Below are 16,546 nucleotides of genomic sequence, written 5' to 3'. Positions count from 1 at the left end.
ACATAACTCATGATCACCGCCCGCTACCGGGGGCTCTTCCCCGTCGTTCCCACACCCTTCACCGAATCGGGTGAGCTCGACCTCGCAAGCCAGAAGCGCTGCGTCGATTTCATGATCGACGCCGGTTCCGACGGGCTGTGCATCCTGGCGAATTTTTCGGAGCAGTTCCTGCTGGCCGACGACGAGCGCGAGCTGCTCACCCGCACCATCCTCGAGCATGTGGCCGGCCGCGTGCCGGTCATCGTGACCACCACCCATTTCAGCACCCGCGTCTGCGCCGAACGCAGCCGCCGCGCGCAGGACATGGGCGCCGCCATGCTGATGGTGATGCCGCCCTATCACGGCGCCACCTTCCGGGTGGGCGAGCCGAAGATCTACGAGTTCTACTCGCGCCTGTCCGACGCGGTCGACATCCCGATCATGATCCAGGACGCGCCGGCGGCCGGCACTCCGTTGTCCGCCGCCTTCCTGGCGCGCATGGCCAAGGAAATCGAGCATGTCGCCTACTTCAAGATCGAGACGGCGGGCGCGGCCGCCAAGCTGCGCGAGCTGATCCGCCTGGGCGGCGACGCGATCGAGGGGCCCTGGGATGGCGAGGAAGCCATCACCTTGCTGCCCGACCTGGACGCCGGCGCGACCGGCGCCATGACCGGTGGCGGCTTCCCCGACGGCATCCGGCCGATCCTGGACGTCTACCGCGCAGGCCGGCGCGACGAGGCGATCGCTGCATACGAACGCTGGCTGCCATTGATCAACATCGAGAACCGCCAGTGCGGCCCGCTGGCGGCCAAATCGCTGATGAAGGAGGGTGGGGTGATCGCCTGCGAGGCGCCGCGCCATCCGTTCCCGGAGATCCACCCCGACAGCCGCGCCCTGTTGATCGAGACGGCCCGCCGGCTCGATGCGCTGGTGTTACGCTGGGCGCGCTAGTTGCGTAGAAGCGCGCCGGCGACCACCGCGCCATTCAGGACAATCCAACCAATGCACGCGAGGTAGATTGTCTTGTCGCGCTTGCGCAGTCCGTGGACGAACCAGAGGCAGGCCGCCAGCAGGTAGGCGCTCCAGGACAGTAGCGACACGCCTTCGACGCTTTCGGTCGTCCAGACGGCCCACACCTGGGGTACCGTCATCACCATGGTGAAGATGGAAAGGATGGGCAGGACCTTCTCGAGTCCACTGGTCGGCGTCTGTTGCGACACGGGGTCAGCGGCCATGCGCGGAATCCGTGCGGCCGGAGCGGCGGTGGATGGCGCGCTCGGCAAGCTCGAACAGCGCTTCGCTCAGCAGGGCCAGGGCCGCGGCAGGGATGGCGCCGGCCAGCAGCAGGCCGCTGTCGTTGAGCGCCAGGCCGGTCACGATGCGCTCGCCGAAGCCGCCCGCACCGATGAAGGCCGCGATGGTGGCGGTGCCGATGGCAATGGTGGTGGCGATGCGCAGCCCGGCGATGACCGTGGGCAAGGCGAGCGGAAGTTCGACCAGGCGCATGCGCTGGCGCGCCGTCATGCCCAGCGCCGTGGCGGCTTCGCGCAGGCCTTTCGGCACCTCGGCCAGGCCGGTGACGGTATTGCGCATGATGGGCAGCAGGGCATAGAGCGTGAGCGCCAGCAGCGCCGGCACCACGCCGATGGCGCCCAGCAATGAGATCAGGATGGCCAGCAATGCCAGCGAAGGCACGGTCTGCAGCAGGCCGGTGACGCCCAGCAGCAAGGCGCGCAGCCGCGGGTGGGCGAAGCTCGCCACCGCCAGCGGAATCGCCACCAGCGCGGCAGCCACCACCGAGGCCGCTACCAGCCCCAGATGCTGCCAGGCCAGCCGCCACAGGTCGGGTGCGAACAGCTTGGCCCAGAAGCCGCGTGCGCCGGCGCCGGCAGGCCCTTGCGTCCCGGCCAGGAAGTCGCGCGCAATCGCGTCGAAGGCCACGCCCTGCAATTCGGCCTGCGCATTCATCGCGATCATCGCGTCCTCGTCGATGCGGCCGGCCAGCTGCTGCAGCGCGGCCCAAGCCGCGGGAAAGCGCTGCGGCACATCCAGCCGGTACAGCACCAGCGCGTCATAGCGCGGAAAGTAGGCTTTGTCGTCCCGCAGCACGGTGAGGCCCAGGTGGCCGATCTTGGCGTCGGTGGTATAGATGTCGATCACGTCCACCTGCTTGCCCGCGATGGCGTCATAGGCCAGGCCGTGGTCCAGCCCGGTGGGCGCGTGGCGCAGGCCGTAGTGGGCGGCCAAGCCCTTCCAGCCGTCGGCGCGGCCGATGAATTCGTTGGACAGGCCCAGCTTGAGCTCGGGATGGCGGGCCAGGTCGCTGAGTGTCCGGATGCCTAGTTGCTTGGCGTCGGCGGCGCGCAGGGCCAGCGCATAGCCGTCGTTGAAGCCCAGCGGAATCGCGGCACCCAGGCCCAGCGGCGCCAGTGCCTGGTTCATCGCCTGCAGCTCCATGGGCTTGGGACTCTTGAGGATTTCCAAGGCGATCGTGCCCGCGTATTCCGGGTATATGTCGATGCTGCCCGAGCGCAGCGCTTCGTAGACGATGGCGGTGTTCCCCAGGCCCTGCTTGACTTCCGGCGTGGTCGGCAGTTTGGGCGCCGCCACCTGCGCCATCAGCTGCGCCAGGATGTACGACTCGGTGAATCGCTTGGAGCCGATGCGCAGCGGCTCGTCTGCGAGAACGCCCGCGGCGGCACTGAGGAGGGCAACGAGACAGAGCAGGCGTTTCATTGGCGGGAGCATACGCCGTTAACACCGCAAACCCGCAACTCAAGGCATGTACTGGCCGCCGTTGACGTCGATGATCTGCCCGGTCACGTAGCCCGACAGTGTTTCCGAGGCGAAGTAGAGGAAGGCGCCCACGCATTCGTCGGCGCTGCCGATGCGAGCCATCGGGATGCCGGCCTTGAACGACTCGAGCATCTGCGGCGTGGAGAAGCGGTCGTGGAAAGGGGTCTGGATGACGCCGGGCGCCACCGCGTTGACACGGATGCGATCGGCCACCAGCTCCTTGGCCAGGCCCCGCGTGGCCGTGCTGACGAATCCTTTGGATCCGGCGTAGATGAAGGCGCCCGGGCCGCCGCCATGGCGGGCCGCGACGGAGGTGACGTTGATGATGCTGCCGCCCGTCCCCTGGGTCCTCATCGACGGCACCACCTCGCGGCAGAAGGCCAGCATGGAGCGGGCGTTGATGTGGAGCACCTCATCGAAGAGTTCGTCGGTGAACTCGGCTACGGGCACGCGCTTGACCAGGCCACCGGCATTGTTGACCAGGATGTCGATGCGGCCGAAGGCCTTCAGCACCTCGGCGACGGCCTGCCGGATCGCCGCGCTGTCGCGCACGTCGGCCTTCACCAGCAGGGCCTCGCCACCCGCCTTGCGAACCGCTTCGGCCACCTCGTTAGCCGGCCCTTCGGACTGGTTGTAGTGCACTGCCACCTTCATGCCTTGTGCCCCGAAGGCGCGGGCCACGGCTGCACCGATGCCGGTGCTGGCGCCGGTCACCAGCGCTACCCGACCGCGCAGGTCGGGCAGGGCGATGGCGGCGAGAGAGGCTGTGGTTGCGGTTTCCATGGACGTGATTCCTTTATTTGCCGAGTACGACGGAGGGCAGCCACAGCGAGAACGCGGGCACATAGGTCACCAGCAGCAGGGCCGCGATCAGCGCGCCGTAGAACGGCCAGATGGTGCGCATCACGGTGCCCACCGAGACGCCGCCGATGGCACAGCCTACGAACTGCGTCGTTCCCACCGGTGGGGTGTTCAGTCCGAGCGCGCAGTTGATCAGCATCATCACGCCGAATTGCATGGGGTTCATCCCGTAGTGGGCGCAGATGGGCAGGAAGATGGGGGTGCAGATCAGGATGGTGGCGGCCATGTCCAGGAAGGTACCCAGGACGAACAGCAGCACGTTCACCATGAGGAAGATCACCCACGGTGTCTGGCTCACCGTCGACATGAGCTCGCCGGTCTTTTGCGGCACCTCGTACAGCGCCATGAAGTAGCCGAATGCCGCCGAAATCCCGATCAGCAGCAGCACCACGCCGGTCGTCTTGCAGGCCTTGGCGCACGCTTTCAGGAAATGCTTGCGCGACAAGGATCGGTACACCAGCGTGGTGACTAGCAACGCCCACAGCACGGCCGTGGCGGCGGATTCAGTCGCGGTGAATACGCCCGACAGGATGCCGCCCAGGATGATGAAGATCACCAGCAGGCCGGGCAGGGCGGCGGCGAGGCTGCGCGCCACCTCATGCCAGCCCGCGAAATCGCCCCGCGTGGGGTAGCCGCGCTTGACGGCCACGAAGTAGGCCGCCGCCAGGTTGCACAGCGTGAGGATGAACGCCGGGATCAGGCAGGCGACGATCAGCCCGAGCACGCTGACCGAGGCGATGCCGGTGGTCGCCAGCGTGAAGATGATGATGTTGTGCGAGGTCGGCATCAGCGCGCCCACCAGCGCCGCGTGGGTGGTCACGTTCACGGCGTAGTCGGCGTGATAACCCTCCTTCTTCATGAGGGGAATCATCACCGAGCCCATGGCCGAGACGTCGGCGAGCGGCGAGCCCGCCACCCCGCCAAACAGCGTGCAGCCGACGACGTTGCTCATGCCCAGGCCGCCGCGCACGTGGCCGACCAGGCTGTTGGCAAAGCGCACGATGCGATCGGCGATCCCACCGTAGAGCATCAGTTCGCCGGCGAAGATGAAGAAGGGAATGGCCAGGAAGGAAAACACCTGCATCCCGCCGACCATCTTCTGGAACACCACCGCCGTGGGCAGGCCCGCCGCCATGATGGTTGCGACGGAGGCCAGCCCAATGGCGAATGCCACCGGCACACCCATCAGAAGCAGCAGCGCGAAGCTCACGCCCAATACGGTCAGTTCCATGCGGGTGCTACCTCGTGCCCGCGCAAGAGCGCGATGATGTGTTCGGCGCAGAACAGCACGATCAACGTGCCGGCCACGACCAGGGGGATGTAGTCCGCGCCTTCCGGGACACCGAGCATGGGCTTCTTCTCGTTCCACTTGCCCGTTGCCCAGAGCCAGCCGCTCTTGGCCATGAGGAAGCCGAAGGTGGCGACCAGCAGGTGCACCACGATGGCCAGCTTGCGCTGCCAATGTTCTGGCAGCAGCGTGGCGAGCGACTCCAGGCCGATGTGGCCGGCGTCGCGCACGCCCACTGCCACGCCCAGCGACGTCATGTACAGCACCAGCAGCAGCGCCAGCGCCTCGGCCCAGGTGGGCGTGTCATTGAGGACATAGCGGCCGATCACCTGCCATTGAACGCACAGCACGACGCCGATCAGCAGCGCCACGGCCAGCATCAGGCTCACCCTGGACAGCAGGGCGCACAGGCGGGTGTACCAGGCGAAGACGCGCGGCCCCGCCGTTGCCGGCGCCGCCGCGGATTGCGAGGTCATTACTTCGCGTCCTGCACGGCCTGGACCAGGCGCTTCAGGTCGGGCGTGGTGATGAACTTCGCGTACACGGGGTCCATGGCCTTCTGGAACGAAGCCTTGTCCACCTCGACGATCTCGGCCCCGGCGGCCTTGACCACGGCGAGCGACTTGGCCTCCTGCTCGTCCCACTTCTTGCGCTGGAACGCCACCGAATCCTTGGCCGCCTTGCGGATCATCTGCTGGTCAGCGGCGGGCAGCTTGTCGTACACCACCTTGCTCATCAGCAACATCTCGGGCGCCATCGAGTGTTCGGTCCGGCTGTAGAACTTCACGGCCTCGTAGTGCTTGAAGCCGTCGTAAGAGGGGATGTTGTTTTCGGCGGCATCGATGAGGCCGGTCTTCAGTCCCGTGTACACCTCGCCGATCGGCATGGGCGTGGCGTTGGCGCCCATGGCGCTGATGAGGGCCACCCACAGGTCCGACTGCTGGACGCGGATCTTCATCCCCTTGGCGTCGGCAAGAGCCTTCACTGGCTTTTTGCCGTAAATCGAGCGGGCGCCCGAATCGTAGAACGCCAGCCCGACGAAGCCGTAGGGCTCACAGTCCTTGAGGATCTCGTCGCCCACCGGGCCATCCAGCACCTTGCGCATATGCTCGACCGAGCGGAACAGGAAGGGCATGGTCGGCACCTGAGTCTTGGGGCAGATGGCGTTCATGGGGCTGATGTTCACTCGCGTGAAGTCCAGCGCGCCGATCTTGGCCTGATCGATGGTTTCCTTCTCCGAGCCCAGCGCGCCCTTGTTGAAGACCTTGATGGAGTGCTTGCCGCCGCTGGCCTGCTTGATGAGATCGCTCATATGCTTGACCGCGGCGACGGTGGGATAGTCGTCGCTGTTGTGCACGTCCGAAGAACGGAATTCGGTGGCCGAGGCGCCGAACGCCAGGGTGGCCGCGAGGGCGGTGAGGGTGGTCTTGAGTTTCATGTCTTCCTCTCGTTGGTATGGATGCTTTTAGGGGATGCAGGCCGGCTCCGGCAACCCGCGCACGCCCGGGCGCAGTGCGAACAGCCCCCCGGCCAGCGGCTGATCGGACAGGTCGACGTTGTCGGGGCGGATGGAGGTGACGTACAGCGTGTCCAGCCCAGGGCCGCCGAACGCGCACATCGCGGGTTTCCTCACCGGCACGCGCAGCGAACGATCGAGCTTTCCGGCCGGTGTGAAGCGATGGATGACGCCGGCGTCATTGCCGCAAATCCAGTAGCAACCGTCCTCGTCCACCGCCGCGCCGTCGGGCCGGCCAGGCAGCGGCATCATGTCCACGAACAGGCGCCGGCCGGAAGTCGCGCCGGTTTCCGTGTCGTAATTGAAAGCCCATATGCGCTGGACCTGGGGATGCGAGTCGCTCAGGTACATGGTGCGCCCGTCCGGACTGAAGGCGAGGCCATTCGGCACGACCAGGCCCGATACGATGGGCTTGAGTTCACCGCTGCTCTCATAGCTATAGAGCGCGCCCACCGGAAGCCCGGGTGCCATGTCCATCAGCATGGTGCCGGCGCGAAACCGGCCCTGCCGGTCGCAGCGGCCGTCGTTGAAGCGCATGCCGCGGCGAGAGTGCGCCACGGTTGCTACCCGCGTTCCTTCAAGGAGCCCGCCTTCGCCGGTTTGCATCTGGAACAGGCCGGACTCCATGGCGCACAGCCAGCCACCGTCCGCACGCGGGGCGATGCAGCCGATCATCTCCGGCGCGGTCCAGTGATCGACCCGGCCGCTGGCCGCCTGCCACCGATACAGCTTGCGCGCGGGGATGTCGACCCAATACAGCGCCTGCTCCGAGGGTAGCCAGACCGGGCTTTCGCCGACGGCATTGCGGGCATCGAGAACGAGTTCCGCGTTCATGGGAGTCAGAGCGTTTCGAACGGGCCCGACTTGACGAAGGCGCCGCCCTGGTAGAGCGCGGCGGGGTCGGCCGGATCCAGCGCGGGCAGGGCCTCGACCTTGGCGCGGAACGGCTCTGAACTGTCTTGCGGGTGGAAGCCGATATGGGCGGCCTTGCTGTTGTCCCACCATTTGTCGCGGTTGTCGGATGCGCCGTAAACGATGGTGTGGCCGAGCCGGGGCGCGAACAGGGAGCAGCGCACCAGTTCCGTGAGGTCGCGGTAGCTCAGCCACGTTATGAGCATGCGCCGGTCCTTGGGCTCGGGAAAGGAGGAGCCGATGCGCAGGCACGCCGTCTCGATGCCGTAGCGGTCGAAATAGAAGTGGGACAGGTCTTCCCCGTACGCCTTGGACAGGCCGTAGTAACCGTCGGGGCGGGGCGGGGAGTCCGCATCGAGCACCTCGCCCTGCTTGTGGAAGCCGATCACGTGGTTCGAGCTGGCGAACACGACGCGCTTGACTCCATGGCGGCGCGCGCCTTCATACAGGTTGAAGACGCCCTTGATATTGGCCTCCAGGATTTCCTCGAACGGCCGCTCGGTCGAGACACCACCCAGGTGCACGATGGCATCGCAGCCGCGGACCAACCGGTCGACTGCGGCCTTGTCTGCCAGGTCGCAGGGTTCGACCTCTTCGCCCGGCCCGCCAGGGCCCATGGCTGCCACATCGGACAGACGCATCACTCGGGCGAAAGGCTTGAGGCTTTCGCGCAGGACCTTGCCCAATCCTCCGGCCGCGCCGGTCAATAGCAAACGCCCGAGTTTGTCCGTATCGTTCATCCTTGGCCTGTCGGTTATCGGTTGTCGTACAACCTGAATCGGATTATCATGAGCCCATGGCGACTTTGTCAACCGAGTTGGCTGCGGACAATCCCGAGGGATTGTTGGCTGCTGTAGAGCCCGCTGCGGGGCCGGACGCCCCTTTGCGCAGGCGATCGCGCAGCCTCGCCCATGAACTTGTCGAAGGCATTGGCGCGCAGATCCAGGGCCAGGTGCTCAAGCCCGGAGACAAGCTGCCGACCGAATCCGCCATCATGCAAGCCTATGGCGTCAGCCGTACCGTCGTGCGCGAAGCGCTATCGCGGCTGCAGGCTGCAGGCGTCGTGGAAACCCGCCACGGCATCGGCACCTTCGTGCTCGAGGCGCGGCCCGGCCAGGGCTTCGGCATCGATCCTGGGGAAATCGCGACGGCGGTGGACGTGATGGCCGTGCTGGAACTGCGCATCAGCCTGGAAACCGAATCGGCGGGACTGGCGGCCCAGAGGCGCAGCGATGCGCAGCTGCAGGAAATGCGCGCCGCGCTCGATGCGTTCGAAGCCAATGTAGGCGGGGCAGGGGACGCGGTTTCGCCCGATTTCCGATTCCATCTGGCGATCGCCAATGCCACCGGCAATCGTTACTTCGCCGACATCATGAGCCACCTCGGCTCCACGGTGATACCGCGCACGCGCATCAACTCATCGCGGGTGGCCCAGGAAGACCTGCCGCAATATCTGCGCCGGGTCAATCGCGAGCACGAAGAGATCTACCAGGCTATCGCACGGCGAGATCCTGAATCCGCTCGCGCCGCGATGCGAATCCACCTCACCAACAGCCGGGAACGGCTGCGCCGGGCCCAGGAAGCGACCGAGGCGGCTGCGCGGGCCACCACCCAGCCCTGAAGGCGGGCCGGTTTTTCTCTTTGCAAAGTCGTCGAGATAGTTGTACGATAACAGACAACCAAGGAAGCCTTCATGAATATCCCCCGGCGTGCCATTCTCCTGGCTGCGGCAGCGGTCGCAGCCCCCAGCCTTCGCGCACAGGCCACTGGTTGGCCCAACAAGACCTTGCGCATCGTCGTACCCTATCCGCCCGGCGGGTCGTCCGACATCATCGCCCGCGCCATCAGCCAGCCGCTGTCGGAAGCGCTTCGCCAATCGGTGATCGTCGAAAACAAGCCGGGTGCCAACGGCAACCTGGGGGCCGACCTCGTGGCGAAATCGCAGCCCGACGGCTACGCCATGCTGCTGTGCGACACCGGTGCGCTGGCGATCAGCCCGTCTGTGTACACGCGGCTGCAGTTCGACCCGTCGAAGGATTTGCGCGGCGTCACCATGCTCGCGTATTCGCCGCACCTGCTGGTGGTCCACCCCTCGGTGCAAGCCTCCAACCTCAAGGAACTGGTCGCCCTGTCGAAGCAGAAGGAGTTGAACTTCGCCGTCTCGGCGACGGGAGGAGCGCCGCATCTGGCCGGCGTCGCATTGGAGCGCGCCAGCGGTGCGCGCTGGCAGTACGTTCCCTACAAGGGCGGCGCGCAGGCCATCCAGGACACGATCGCCGGGCAGACCCAGGTGATGATGAATGGCATGCTGGCCACGCTGCCCCATGTGCAGAGCGGAAAGCTTAAGGTTCTGGGTGTCTCCAAGCGCTCCCGCATGCCCTTGATCGGCGAGGTTCCCACGATCGCCGAGCAAGGCGTCGCCGGATTCGAATCGGGCACTTGGCAGGGAATGCTGGTGGCCAACGGCACGCCCGCCGGCATCGTGCAGCAACTCAACGCCGAGCTGATCCGGGTGATCCGCTCTCCCGACGTGCGCGCGCGCTTGGCCGGGCAGGGCGCGGAGGTCGTGACCATGACGCCGGCCGAACAGGATCGCTTCTTCGGCGTCGAGCGTTCGCGCTGGGCGCAGGTGGTGGCCCAAGCCAACATCAAGCTCGACTGATCCCCTGCGGCGTGCCGGTCTATCCGGGAGACGTGATCGTCGGAGACGACGAAGGAGTCTCCGTGATTCCGCGCCATCTGGCCGATGAAGTGGCGCGCGATGCGGCGGAGCAGGAAAAGCTGGAAGCCTTCATCCTGGAGCGCGTCGAGAACGGCGCCCAGCTGCCCGGCACCTATCCGCCGAATGCGCAAACCCGCGCCGACTACGAGGTCTGGCGCAAGCAAAAGGGCCTTTGACATGAAGCCCGGCAATGCTTACACGATGGCTTGACTGAGCGCCGGCGCCTCGATGGCGGATTCGCGCGGAATGCGCGCGGGCGAATTCTCGTTGAGCGTGAAATAGAAGCTCGCGCCTTCGCCGGGCATGGATTCGGCCCAGACGCGGCCCCCGTGGCGCGAAACGATCTTGCGCACCATGGCCAGGCCGATGCCCGTGCCCTCGAACTCGCTCGAGGTGTGCAGCCGCTGGAACGGCCCGAACAGCTTGTAGGCGTAGGTCGGGTCGAACCCCGCGCCGTTGTCCTTGACATGGTACAGGTAGGAGCCGTTGGGCCAGGCCTGGCCGCCGAAGACGATTTCCGCCTGCGGCATCTTGGAGGTGAATTTCCAGGCGTTGCCCAGCAGGTTCTCCATCACGTCGGTCAGCAGGCGGACGTCGCCCTGGGCCCGCACGGTTTCTTCGATGATCACGGTGACGTTACGCTCCGGCTGGAGTTCACGAAGTCGCTCGACCACACTTCGGGCCACCGCCGACAGGTCCACTCCCTGGTGCAGCAGCTGGGTATTCGACAGGTCGGCGAGCGCCAGTAGCGCATCGGTCAGGTCTGCCATCAGCTTGACGCCGGCGCGTACCCGCCGCAGGTAATGGCGGCTCTTGTCGTCCAGCTGCTCGGCCAAGCCCCGCTCCAGCTGGGCGCTGAAGCCGTCGATGGAAGCAAGAGGCGCCCGCAAGTCGTGCGCCAGCGAATAGGCGAAATCGCGCAGGTCCTCGTTGCTCTCCTCGAGCTCGGCCGTACGCTTGCGGATCCGCTGCTCCAGCAGGTTGTTCAGCAGCACGATCTCTTTTTCGGCCCGGCGGCGCTCGGTCACGTCGGTGCTGATGGCCAGCACGCCCGTCGGCCAGCCGTCGTTGTCGCGCATGACGGTGCAACGCCGCTCCACGGTGAGCATGCGCCCCTGCGCGTCCACACACTCCAGCTGACCTGTCCATTCACCTGTTTCCAGAAGCTGCGCCGCGGCATCCGGCGCCAGCGTGGCACCCGGGCCCATCAGGGTATCGAAAGTGCGGCCTTCCGCCTGCTCGCGGCTGAAGCCGAACATGCGTTGCGCACCCATGTTCCAGTAGCGGATGGTTCGATCCAGGTCGTGCACCACGATGGCGTCGCGTGCCTGATCCAGCAACTCGGCCTGCTCGCGCAGCCTGCGGTTCGACAGCCTGAAACGCTCCTCGCTCTCGCGCAGGGCCGCTTCGGCGAGCTTTCGCTCGCTGATGTCCTGCACTTGCGCGATGAAATGCAGCGGCGCCCCGCCTTCGTCGCGGACCAGGGCACAGCTGACATGCCCCCACATCAGGCTGCCATCCTGGCGCCGCAGGCGGCGCTCGCTTTCGTAGGTGGAAGAGGCCCCCGCGAGCAGCTGTGCGCGCTGGCCAAGTTCCTCCTGCCACTCCTCGGGGTGGTTCAGGGCATAGGGCGGCAACTCCAGCAGCTGCTGTCGCGTGTAGCCGAGCATTTCGCAAAGAGCCCGGTTGGCCCCCCGCACACTGGAGTCGGGTCCGAGCACCGCCATCCCGAGGGCTGCGAACTCGAATGCCGAGGCGAACTGTTGTTCGCTGATGGGGATGACTACTGGCATCTCCGCCCTTTTGCGCTTATGTAACTGTCCGTCTGCCTCATTCTCGCGCCCCCTGCTGGCTCGCGGGGCCTTTCTGCACAATTGCTTAAGGGGGTTAAGGAAATTCCTTAGGCTGAGCTCCTGATCTCAACCAATACTGCGGTTACGTTTGGAGACAAAAGCAATTTCATGTCGTTCCGCATCAATAGCACGAACATGAAGTCGCGCCCAATGTTTCTCGTCGCGCCCACGCCGGTGCCGGTCGGGGGCAGCGTGCACGACGCCGGTGAAGCGGAATTCACCAGCGCCTTCGAGAATGCCGCCATCGGGATGGCGCTGGTCGCGCCGGACTCGCGGCGCCTGCGGGTCAACAAGTCATTCAGCCGGATGATGGGGTACTCGCAAGCCGAAATGCTTTCCACGGCTGTGCATCAGATCACCCATCCGGACGACGTCGACGAAGACTTCCGGCAGCGCGCGCTGTGCCTGGCGGGCGAGAAGCAAACGTACCAGCACGAGAAGCGCTATCTGCACCGGGACGGGCACGTGGTCTGGGGCCATCTCACCTGCACCCTGGTGCGGGACGCGAACGGCCGGCCCTTGCACTTCATTTCGCAGGTGCAGGACATCAGCGAGAGGAAGATGGCCGAACAGGCCCTGCGCGAGAGCGAGGAGCGCTTCCGCAGCCTCACCATGCTGTCCTCGGACTGGTACTGGGAGCAGGATGAGCACTTCAGGTTCACGGCCTTTTCCGGCACGCAGCAGTCGGGCCTCTGGGTTCACGAGCAAACACTCGGCAAGGCCCACCGGCGCTGGGACCTTCCCGGGCTCTTCCCGTTGCGGGGCACCTGGGAGGAGCACCGGTCCGTGCTCGAGGCCCATCAGCCTTTTTATGACTTCCAGTGCGTGCGGACAGTTCCCGGCGATCCGCCGCGCTACGTGTCCACCAGCGGTGAACCCGTGTTCGACGCGGAAGGCCGCTTCCGCGGCTACCGGGGCACGGCTCGCGACATCACGCAAAGCAAGCTGGCCGAGCAGCGGTTGCGGGACACCCAGGCGCTGCTTCACATGGCCGCGCAGGTGGGCCGGCTGGGAGCGTGGGCCTTCGAGGTCGGCCAGCCGCGAATGACCTGGTCGGAGGAGGTGTGCGTCATCCATGGAGTCAAGCGGGGTTTTGCGCCCACGCTGGAAGAGGCCGTCAATTTCTACGCGGCCGAGTACCAGGCGACCATGCTGGCGATCTACAGTGCCTGCCTGAAGGACGGCAGCCCTTTCGACGTGGAGGCACAGATCACCACGGCCAAGGGCCGGCGGGTATGGGTGCGCGCGATCGGCGAGGCGCAGTGGGACGAGCGCGGCCGGGTCGTGAGGCTGCAGGGGGCCTGCCAGGACATCACGGAAAGCAAACGCGCCGCCGATGACGCGACAATGGTGGCGGAGCAACTCACCACGACCCTGGAGAGCCTGACCGACGCCTTCTTCACCGTGGACCGGCGCTGGCGCTTCACCTATTTGAATGCGGAGGCGGAACGGTACTTGCGGCGCAGCCGTACCGAGCTGTTGGGCCTGGAGATCTGGAAGGCGTTCCCGGACCTGCTGGAGCCGGTCTTCGCAGGCAACTACCAGCGCGCCATGAACGAGAACGTGGCGGTGCAGTTCGAGGCGTTCTACGCGCCTTTCGGCGTCTGGGTGCAGATCAAGGCCTACCCGTCCAAGCAGGGCCTGGCGATCTATACCAAGGACGTGACCGAGCGGATCGCTGCACAGCAGGAAATCCTGCGCCTGAACGCCGAACTGGAAGAGCGGGTAAGGCAGCGCACGGCGCAGCTGCAGGCGGCCAACAAGGAGCTCGAGGCCTTCTCGTATTCCATCGCCCACGACCTGCGCGCACCGCTGAGCTCGATCGACGGGTTCAGCCTGATGCTGGAGCAGACGGCGGGCAATGATCTGGCCGAACGGTGCCGGCACTACCTCAGCCGCATCCGCGCCGGGGTCAAGCAGATGGGCGAGCTCACCGACGGCCTGCTGTCGCTGACCAACCTGTCGCGTGCCAGCCTGCGCAGCGAGCCGGTGGACCTGGCGGCCCTGGCCTGCGCCGCGGCCGCGTCCTGCCGCGAGCGCTCGCCGGAGCGCGACGCCGACATCGAGATCGCGCCGACGCTGCCCGCCACGGGCGACCCCCGGCTGCTGGCCCAGGTGATAGGCAACCTGGTCGGCAACGCCTGGAAATTCACGGGCAGGCGTGAACGCGCGCGCATCGAGGTGGGTAGCCTGCAAGGCGAGGACGGCCGCCCAGTGTACTTCGTGCGGGACAACGGCGCCGGGTTCGACATGGCGTACGCGTCAAAGATGTTCGAGGCCTTCCAGCGCATGCATTCGCCGGCGGACTTCGAGGGCACCGGCATCGGACTGGCCATCGTCCACAAGATCGTCGCGCGCCATGGCGGCCGGATCTGGGCCGAGTCGGCGACCGGGCAGGGCGCGACGTTTTACTTCACACTGGGTCCGGGCACCCACTGAGGGCCCTGTAACGCATGAGATGCACGGCATCTCGGCGAGGCACTTTGCGCGCACGCAACAGCGATGCGGCACAAATGCGCCATGTCGACACGCGCTTTCCCCTAGAAACTTTAACCCCCTTGCTTTTGTCTACCGTTCACCTACAGTGAACACAGATTTTTGCTTACAGCCGATGTTCTTTTATACAAGCGCCCGTGCGGTAAAGTGGTGTTGCCAAGGGGTGAATACTGCACCGTACCCGAAGGAGGTTCCATGGATGTAGTTCGCAATTTTCTAGCGCGTTACGAGCAGACGCGCGAGGAAGAATTGTCGTTGGAGGAGTACCTCGATCTTTGCAAGCGAGACCCGCTGGCCTACGCCACCGCCGCTGAGCGCATGCTCAAAGCCATCGGCGAGCCCGAAATCGTCGACACCCGCCACGACCAGAGACTTTCGCGCATCTTTGGCAACAAGATGGTGCGCATCTATCCGGCGTTCAAGGATTTCTATGGCCTGGAAGAGCCGATCGAGCAGGTCGTGTCCTGCTTCCGGCATGCGGCCCAGGGCCTCGAAGAGAAGAAACAGATCCTCTACCTGCTTGGCCCAGTGGGCGGCGGCAAGTCGTCGATCGCCGAGCGCCTGAAGCTGCTCATGGAGCAGGTGCCGTTCTACGCCCTCAAGGGCTCCCCGGTCAACGAATCCCCCCTCGGCCTGTTCAACAATGCCGAAGATGTTCCGCTGTTGCAGCAGCAGTACGGCATCGCTCCCCGCTACCTGCAGCGCGTCATGTCGCCCTGGGCCGTCAAGCGCCTGGAAGAATTCGGCGGCGATATCCGCAAGTTCAAGGTGGTCAAGCGCTTTCCGTCCATCCTCAAGCAGTGCGGCATTGCCAAGACCGAGCCGGGCGACGAGAACAACCAGGACATTTCTTCCCTGGTCGGCAAGATCGACATCCGCAAGCTGGAGACCTATGCCCAGGACGATCCCGATGCCTACAGCTATTCGGGCGGCCTGTGCCTGGCCAACCAGGGCCTGCTCGAATTCGTGGAAATGTTCAAGGCGCCGATCAAGGTGCTGCACCCGCTGCTGACAGCCACCCAGGAAGGCAACTTCAAGGGTACCGAGGGCTTCGGCGCCATCCCGTTCGACGGCATCGTGATGGCCCACTCCAACGAGAGCGAATGGAAGGCGTTCAAGAACAACAAGAACAACGAGGCCTTCCTGGATCGCATCTACATCGTCAAGGTGCCTTACTGCCTGCGCGTCACTGAAGAGGTGAAGATCTACGAGAAGCTCATCCGTAACTCCTCGCTCAAGGACGCGATCTGCGCGCCCGGCACGCTCAAGATGATGGCGCAGTTCGGGGTGCTGACCCGCCTGAAGGAGCCCGAGAATTCCAGCATCTTCAGCAAGATGATGATCTACGACGGAGAGAACCTCAAGGACACCGATCCCAAGGCCAAGAGCTACCAGGAGTACCGCGACTACGCCGGCGTCGACGAGGGCATGACGGGCGTCTCGACCCGGTTTGCCTTCAAGATCATCTCCAAGGTGTTCAACTTCGATTCCACCGAGATCGCCGCCAACCCGGTGCACCTGATGTATGTGCTGGAGCAGCAGATCGAGCGCGAGCAGTTCCCGCCGGAGATCGAGCAGAAATACCTGGCATACATCAAGGAACACCTGTCAGCCCGCTATGCGGAGTTCATCGGCAAGGAAATCCAGACCGCCTACCTCGAGTCGTATTCCGAGTACGGCCAGAACATCTTCGACCGCTACGTCACCTACGCCGACTTCTGGATCCAGGACCAGGAGTACCGCGACACCGACACGGGCGAGATCTTCGACAGGGCAGCGCTGAACGCCGAGTTGGAGAAGATCGAGAAGCCGGCGGGCCTGTCCAATCCCAAGGACTTCCGAAACGAGATCGTCAACTTCGTGTTGCGCGCGCGCGCCAGCAACGCCGGCAAGAACCCGGTGTGGACGAGCTACGAGAAGCTGCGCACGGTGATCGAGAAGAAGATGTTCTCCAACACCGAGGACCTGCTGCCTGTGATCTCTTTCAACGCAAAGGCCAGCGCGGACGAGCAGAAAAAGCACGAAGATTTTGTCAACCGCATGGTCGAGAAGGGCTACACCCACCGGCAGGTCCGCTTGCTGTGCGAGTGGTACCTGCGCGTTCGCAAGAGTTCCTGACGGAC

15 protein-coding genes are annotated in these 16,546 nt (G+C 65.2%); 6 read left to right on the top strand and 9 right to left on the bottom strand.

The features are described 5' to 3' along the window. Positions 1 to 12: 12 nt before the first annotated feature. The gene (locus HNE04_RS25560; RefSeq protein ID WP_172226085.1) at positions 13 to 930 is read left to right on the top strand and encodes a dihydrodipicolinate synthase family protein; all 918 of its coding nucleotides are present in this window, start codon (positions 13 to 15) and stop codon (positions 928 to 930) included. Here the strand turns inward: HNE04_RS25560 and HNE04_RS25555 are convergent. From HNE04_RS25555 to HNE04_RS25520, 8 genes are read right to left on the bottom strand one after another with little or no spacing between them, the layout of a single operon-like run. Beyond that, the gene (locus tag HNE04_RS25555) at positions 927 to 1,214 is read right to left on the bottom strand and encodes a SemiSWEET family transporter (RefSeq protein ID WP_172226001.1); all 288 of its coding nucleotides are present in this window, start codon (positions 1,212 to 1,214) and stop codon (positions 927 to 929) included. The genes HNE04_RS25560 and HNE04_RS25555 overlap by 4 nt on opposite strands. Next, on the bottom strand, positions 1,204 to 2,715 hold the full coding sequence (locus HNE04_RS25550) for a glycine betaine ABC transporter substrate-binding protein (RefSeq protein ID WP_235965418.1): 1,512 nt from the start codon (positions 2,713 to 2,715) through the stop codon (positions 1,204 to 1,206). The genes HNE04_RS25555 and HNE04_RS25550 overlap by 11 nt, the downstream gene beginning before the upstream one ends. Positions 2,716 to 2,754: 39 nt before the next feature. Continuing rightward, entirely contained in the window at positions 2,755 to 3,519 is a 765-nt protein-coding gene (locus tag HNE04_RS25545; protein ID WP_172226083.1) for an SDR family NAD(P)-dependent oxidoreductase, read from the bottom strand. A 52-nt stretch (positions 3,520 to 3,571) separates the two neighbouring features. Then, positions 3,572 to 4,867, bottom strand: a complete 1,296-nt coding sequence (locus tag HNE04_RS25540) for a TRAP transporter large permease (RefSeq protein ID WP_172225996.1) — start codon at positions 4,865 to 4,867, stop codon at positions 3,572 to 3,574. Beyond that, on the bottom strand, positions 4,858 to 5,400 hold the full coding sequence (locus HNE04_RS25535; protein ID WP_172225993.1) for a TRAP transporter small permease: 543 nt from the start codon (positions 5,398 to 5,400) through the stop codon (positions 4,858 to 4,860). Before HNE04_RS25535 ends, HNE04_RS25540 begins: the two co-directional genes overlap by 10 nt. Further along, positions 5,400 to 6,362: a TRAP transporter substrate-binding protein gene (locus HNE04_RS25530; RefSeq protein ID WP_172225990.1), complete on the bottom strand. Its 963-nt coding sequence runs from the start codon at positions 6,360 to 6,362 to the stop codon at positions 5,400 to 5,402. The genes HNE04_RS25535 and HNE04_RS25530 overlap by 1 nt, the downstream gene beginning before the upstream one ends. Before the next feature lie 27 nt (positions 6,363 to 6,389). Beyond that, a complete protein-coding gene (locus HNE04_RS25525) occupies positions 6,390 to 7,274 on the bottom strand; it encodes an SMP-30/gluconolactonase/LRE family protein (RefSeq protein ID WP_172225987.1) in 885 nt (294 codons plus the stop codon). A 5-nt stretch (positions 7,275 to 7,279) separates the two neighbouring features. Next, the gene (locus tag HNE04_RS25520; RefSeq protein WP_172225985.1) at positions 7,280 to 8,092 is read right to left on the bottom strand and encodes an NAD-dependent epimerase/dehydratase family protein; all 813 of its coding nucleotides are present in this window, start codon (positions 8,090 to 8,092) and stop codon (positions 7,280 to 7,282) included. A 56-nt stretch (positions 8,093 to 8,148) separates the two neighbouring features. On the opposite strand from HNE04_RS25520, the gene HNE04_RS25515 reads away from it, so the two are divergent. From HNE04_RS25515 to HNE04_RS25505, 3 genes are all read left to right on the top strand, one after another. Then, positions 8,149 to 8,973 carry a FadR/GntR family transcriptional regulator gene (locus HNE04_RS25515; RefSeq protein WP_172225982.1) on the top strand — a complete coding sequence of 275 codons (825 nt, stop codon included), beginning with the start codon at positions 8,149 to 8,151 and terminating at the stop codon, positions 8,971 to 8,973. A gap of 72 nt (positions 8,974 to 9,045) precedes the next feature. Then, positions 9,046 to 10,014: a Bug family tripartite tricarboxylate transporter substrate binding protein gene (locus HNE04_RS25510; RefSeq protein WP_172225979.1), complete on the top strand. Its 969-nt coding sequence runs from the start codon at positions 9,046 to 9,048 to the stop codon at positions 10,012 to 10,014. A gap of 62 nt (positions 10,015 to 10,076) precedes the next feature. Then, on the top strand, positions 10,077 to 10,250 hold the full coding sequence (locus HNE04_RS25505) for an RraA family protein (protein ID WP_172225976.1): 174 nt from the start codon (positions 10,077 to 10,079) through the stop codon (positions 10,248 to 10,250). An 18-nt stretch (positions 10,251 to 10,268) separates the two neighbouring features. Here the strand turns inward: HNE04_RS25505 and HNE04_RS25500 are convergent, their stop codons facing one another. Further along, positions 10,269 to 11,867, bottom strand: coding sequence for a sensor histidine kinase (locus HNE04_RS25500; protein WP_172225973.1), 1,599 nt, complete (start codon positions 11,865 to 11,867; stop codon positions 10,269 to 10,271). A 195-nt stretch (positions 11,868 to 12,062) separates the two neighbouring features. On the opposite strand from HNE04_RS25500, the gene HNE04_RS25495 reads away from it, so the two are divergent. After that, the gene (locus HNE04_RS25495) at positions 12,063 to 14,366 is read left to right on the top strand and encodes a PAS domain-containing sensor histidine kinase (RefSeq protein ID WP_172225970.1); all 2,304 of its coding nucleotides are present in this window, start codon (positions 12,063 to 12,065) and stop codon (positions 14,364 to 14,366) included. 252 nt (positions 14,367 to 14,618) lie between these two features. Beyond that, positions 14,619 to 16,541 (top strand): PrkA family serine protein kinase, encoded by a 1,923-nt coding sequence (locus tag HNE04_RS25490; protein WP_172225967.1) that lies wholly within the window; start codon positions 14,619 to 14,621, stop codon positions 16,539 to 16,541. The last annotated feature ends 5 nt before the right edge of the window (positions 16,542 to 16,546 follow it).

The sequence above is a fragment of the Caenimonas soli genome, from assembly GCF_013155545.1.
Classification (GTDB): Bacteria; Pseudomonadota; Gammaproteobacteria; order Burkholderiales; family Burkholderiaceae_C; genus Ramlibacter; species Ramlibacter soli.
This window is presented reverse-complemented; position numbering and strand designations above follow the sequence as displayed.

Bases quoted from the DNA above. Each gene is read 5' to 3' on its own strand.
- HNE04_RS25540 (WP_172225996.1), bottom strand. From the start codon at position 4,867: ATGGAACTGACCGTATTGGGCGTGAGCTTCGCGCTGCTGCTTCTGATG.
- HNE04_RS25515 (WP_172225982.1), top strand. From the start codon at position 8,149: ATGGCGACTTTGTCAACCGAGTTGGCTGCGGACAATCCCGAGGGATTG.
- HNE04_RS25495 (WP_172225970.1), top strand. From the start codon at position 12,063: ATGAAGTCGCGCCCAATGTTTCTCGTCGCGCCCACGCCGGTGCCGGTC.
- HNE04_RS25510 (WP_172225979.1), top strand. From the start codon at position 9,046: ATGAATATCCCCCGGCGTGCCATTCTCCTGGCTGCGGCAGCGGTCGCA.
- HNE04_RS25550 (WP_235965418.1), bottom strand. From the start codon at position 2,715: ATGAAACGCCTGCTCTGTCTCGTTGCCCTCCTCAGTGCCGCCGCGGGC.
- HNE04_RS25525 (WP_172225987.1), bottom strand. From the start codon at position 7,274: ATGAACGCGGAACTCGTTCTCGATGCCCGCAATGCCGTCGGCGAAAGC.
- HNE04_RS25520 (WP_172225985.1), bottom strand. From the start codon at position 8,092: ATGAACGATACGGACAAACTCGGGCGTTTGCTATTGACCGGCGCGGCC.
- HNE04_RS25535 (WP_172225993.1), bottom strand. From the start codon at position 5,400: ATGACCTCGCAATCCGCGGCGGCGCCGGCAACGGCGGGGCCGCGCGTC.
- HNE04_RS25490 (WP_172225967.1), top strand. From the start codon at position 14,619: ATGGATGTAGTTCGCAATTTTCTAGCGCGTTACGAGCAGACGCGCGAG.
- HNE04_RS25555 (WP_172226001.1), bottom strand. From the start codon at position 1,214: ATGGCCGCTGACCCCGTGTCGCAACAGACGCCGACCAGTGGACTCGAG.
- HNE04_RS25500 (WP_172225973.1), bottom strand. From the start codon at position 11,867: ATGCCAGTAGTCATCCCCATCAGCGAACAACAGTTCGCCTCGGCATTC.
- HNE04_RS25530 (WP_172225990.1), bottom strand. From the start codon at position 6,362: ATGAAACTCAAGACCACCCTCACCGCCCTCGCGGCCACCCTGGCGTTC.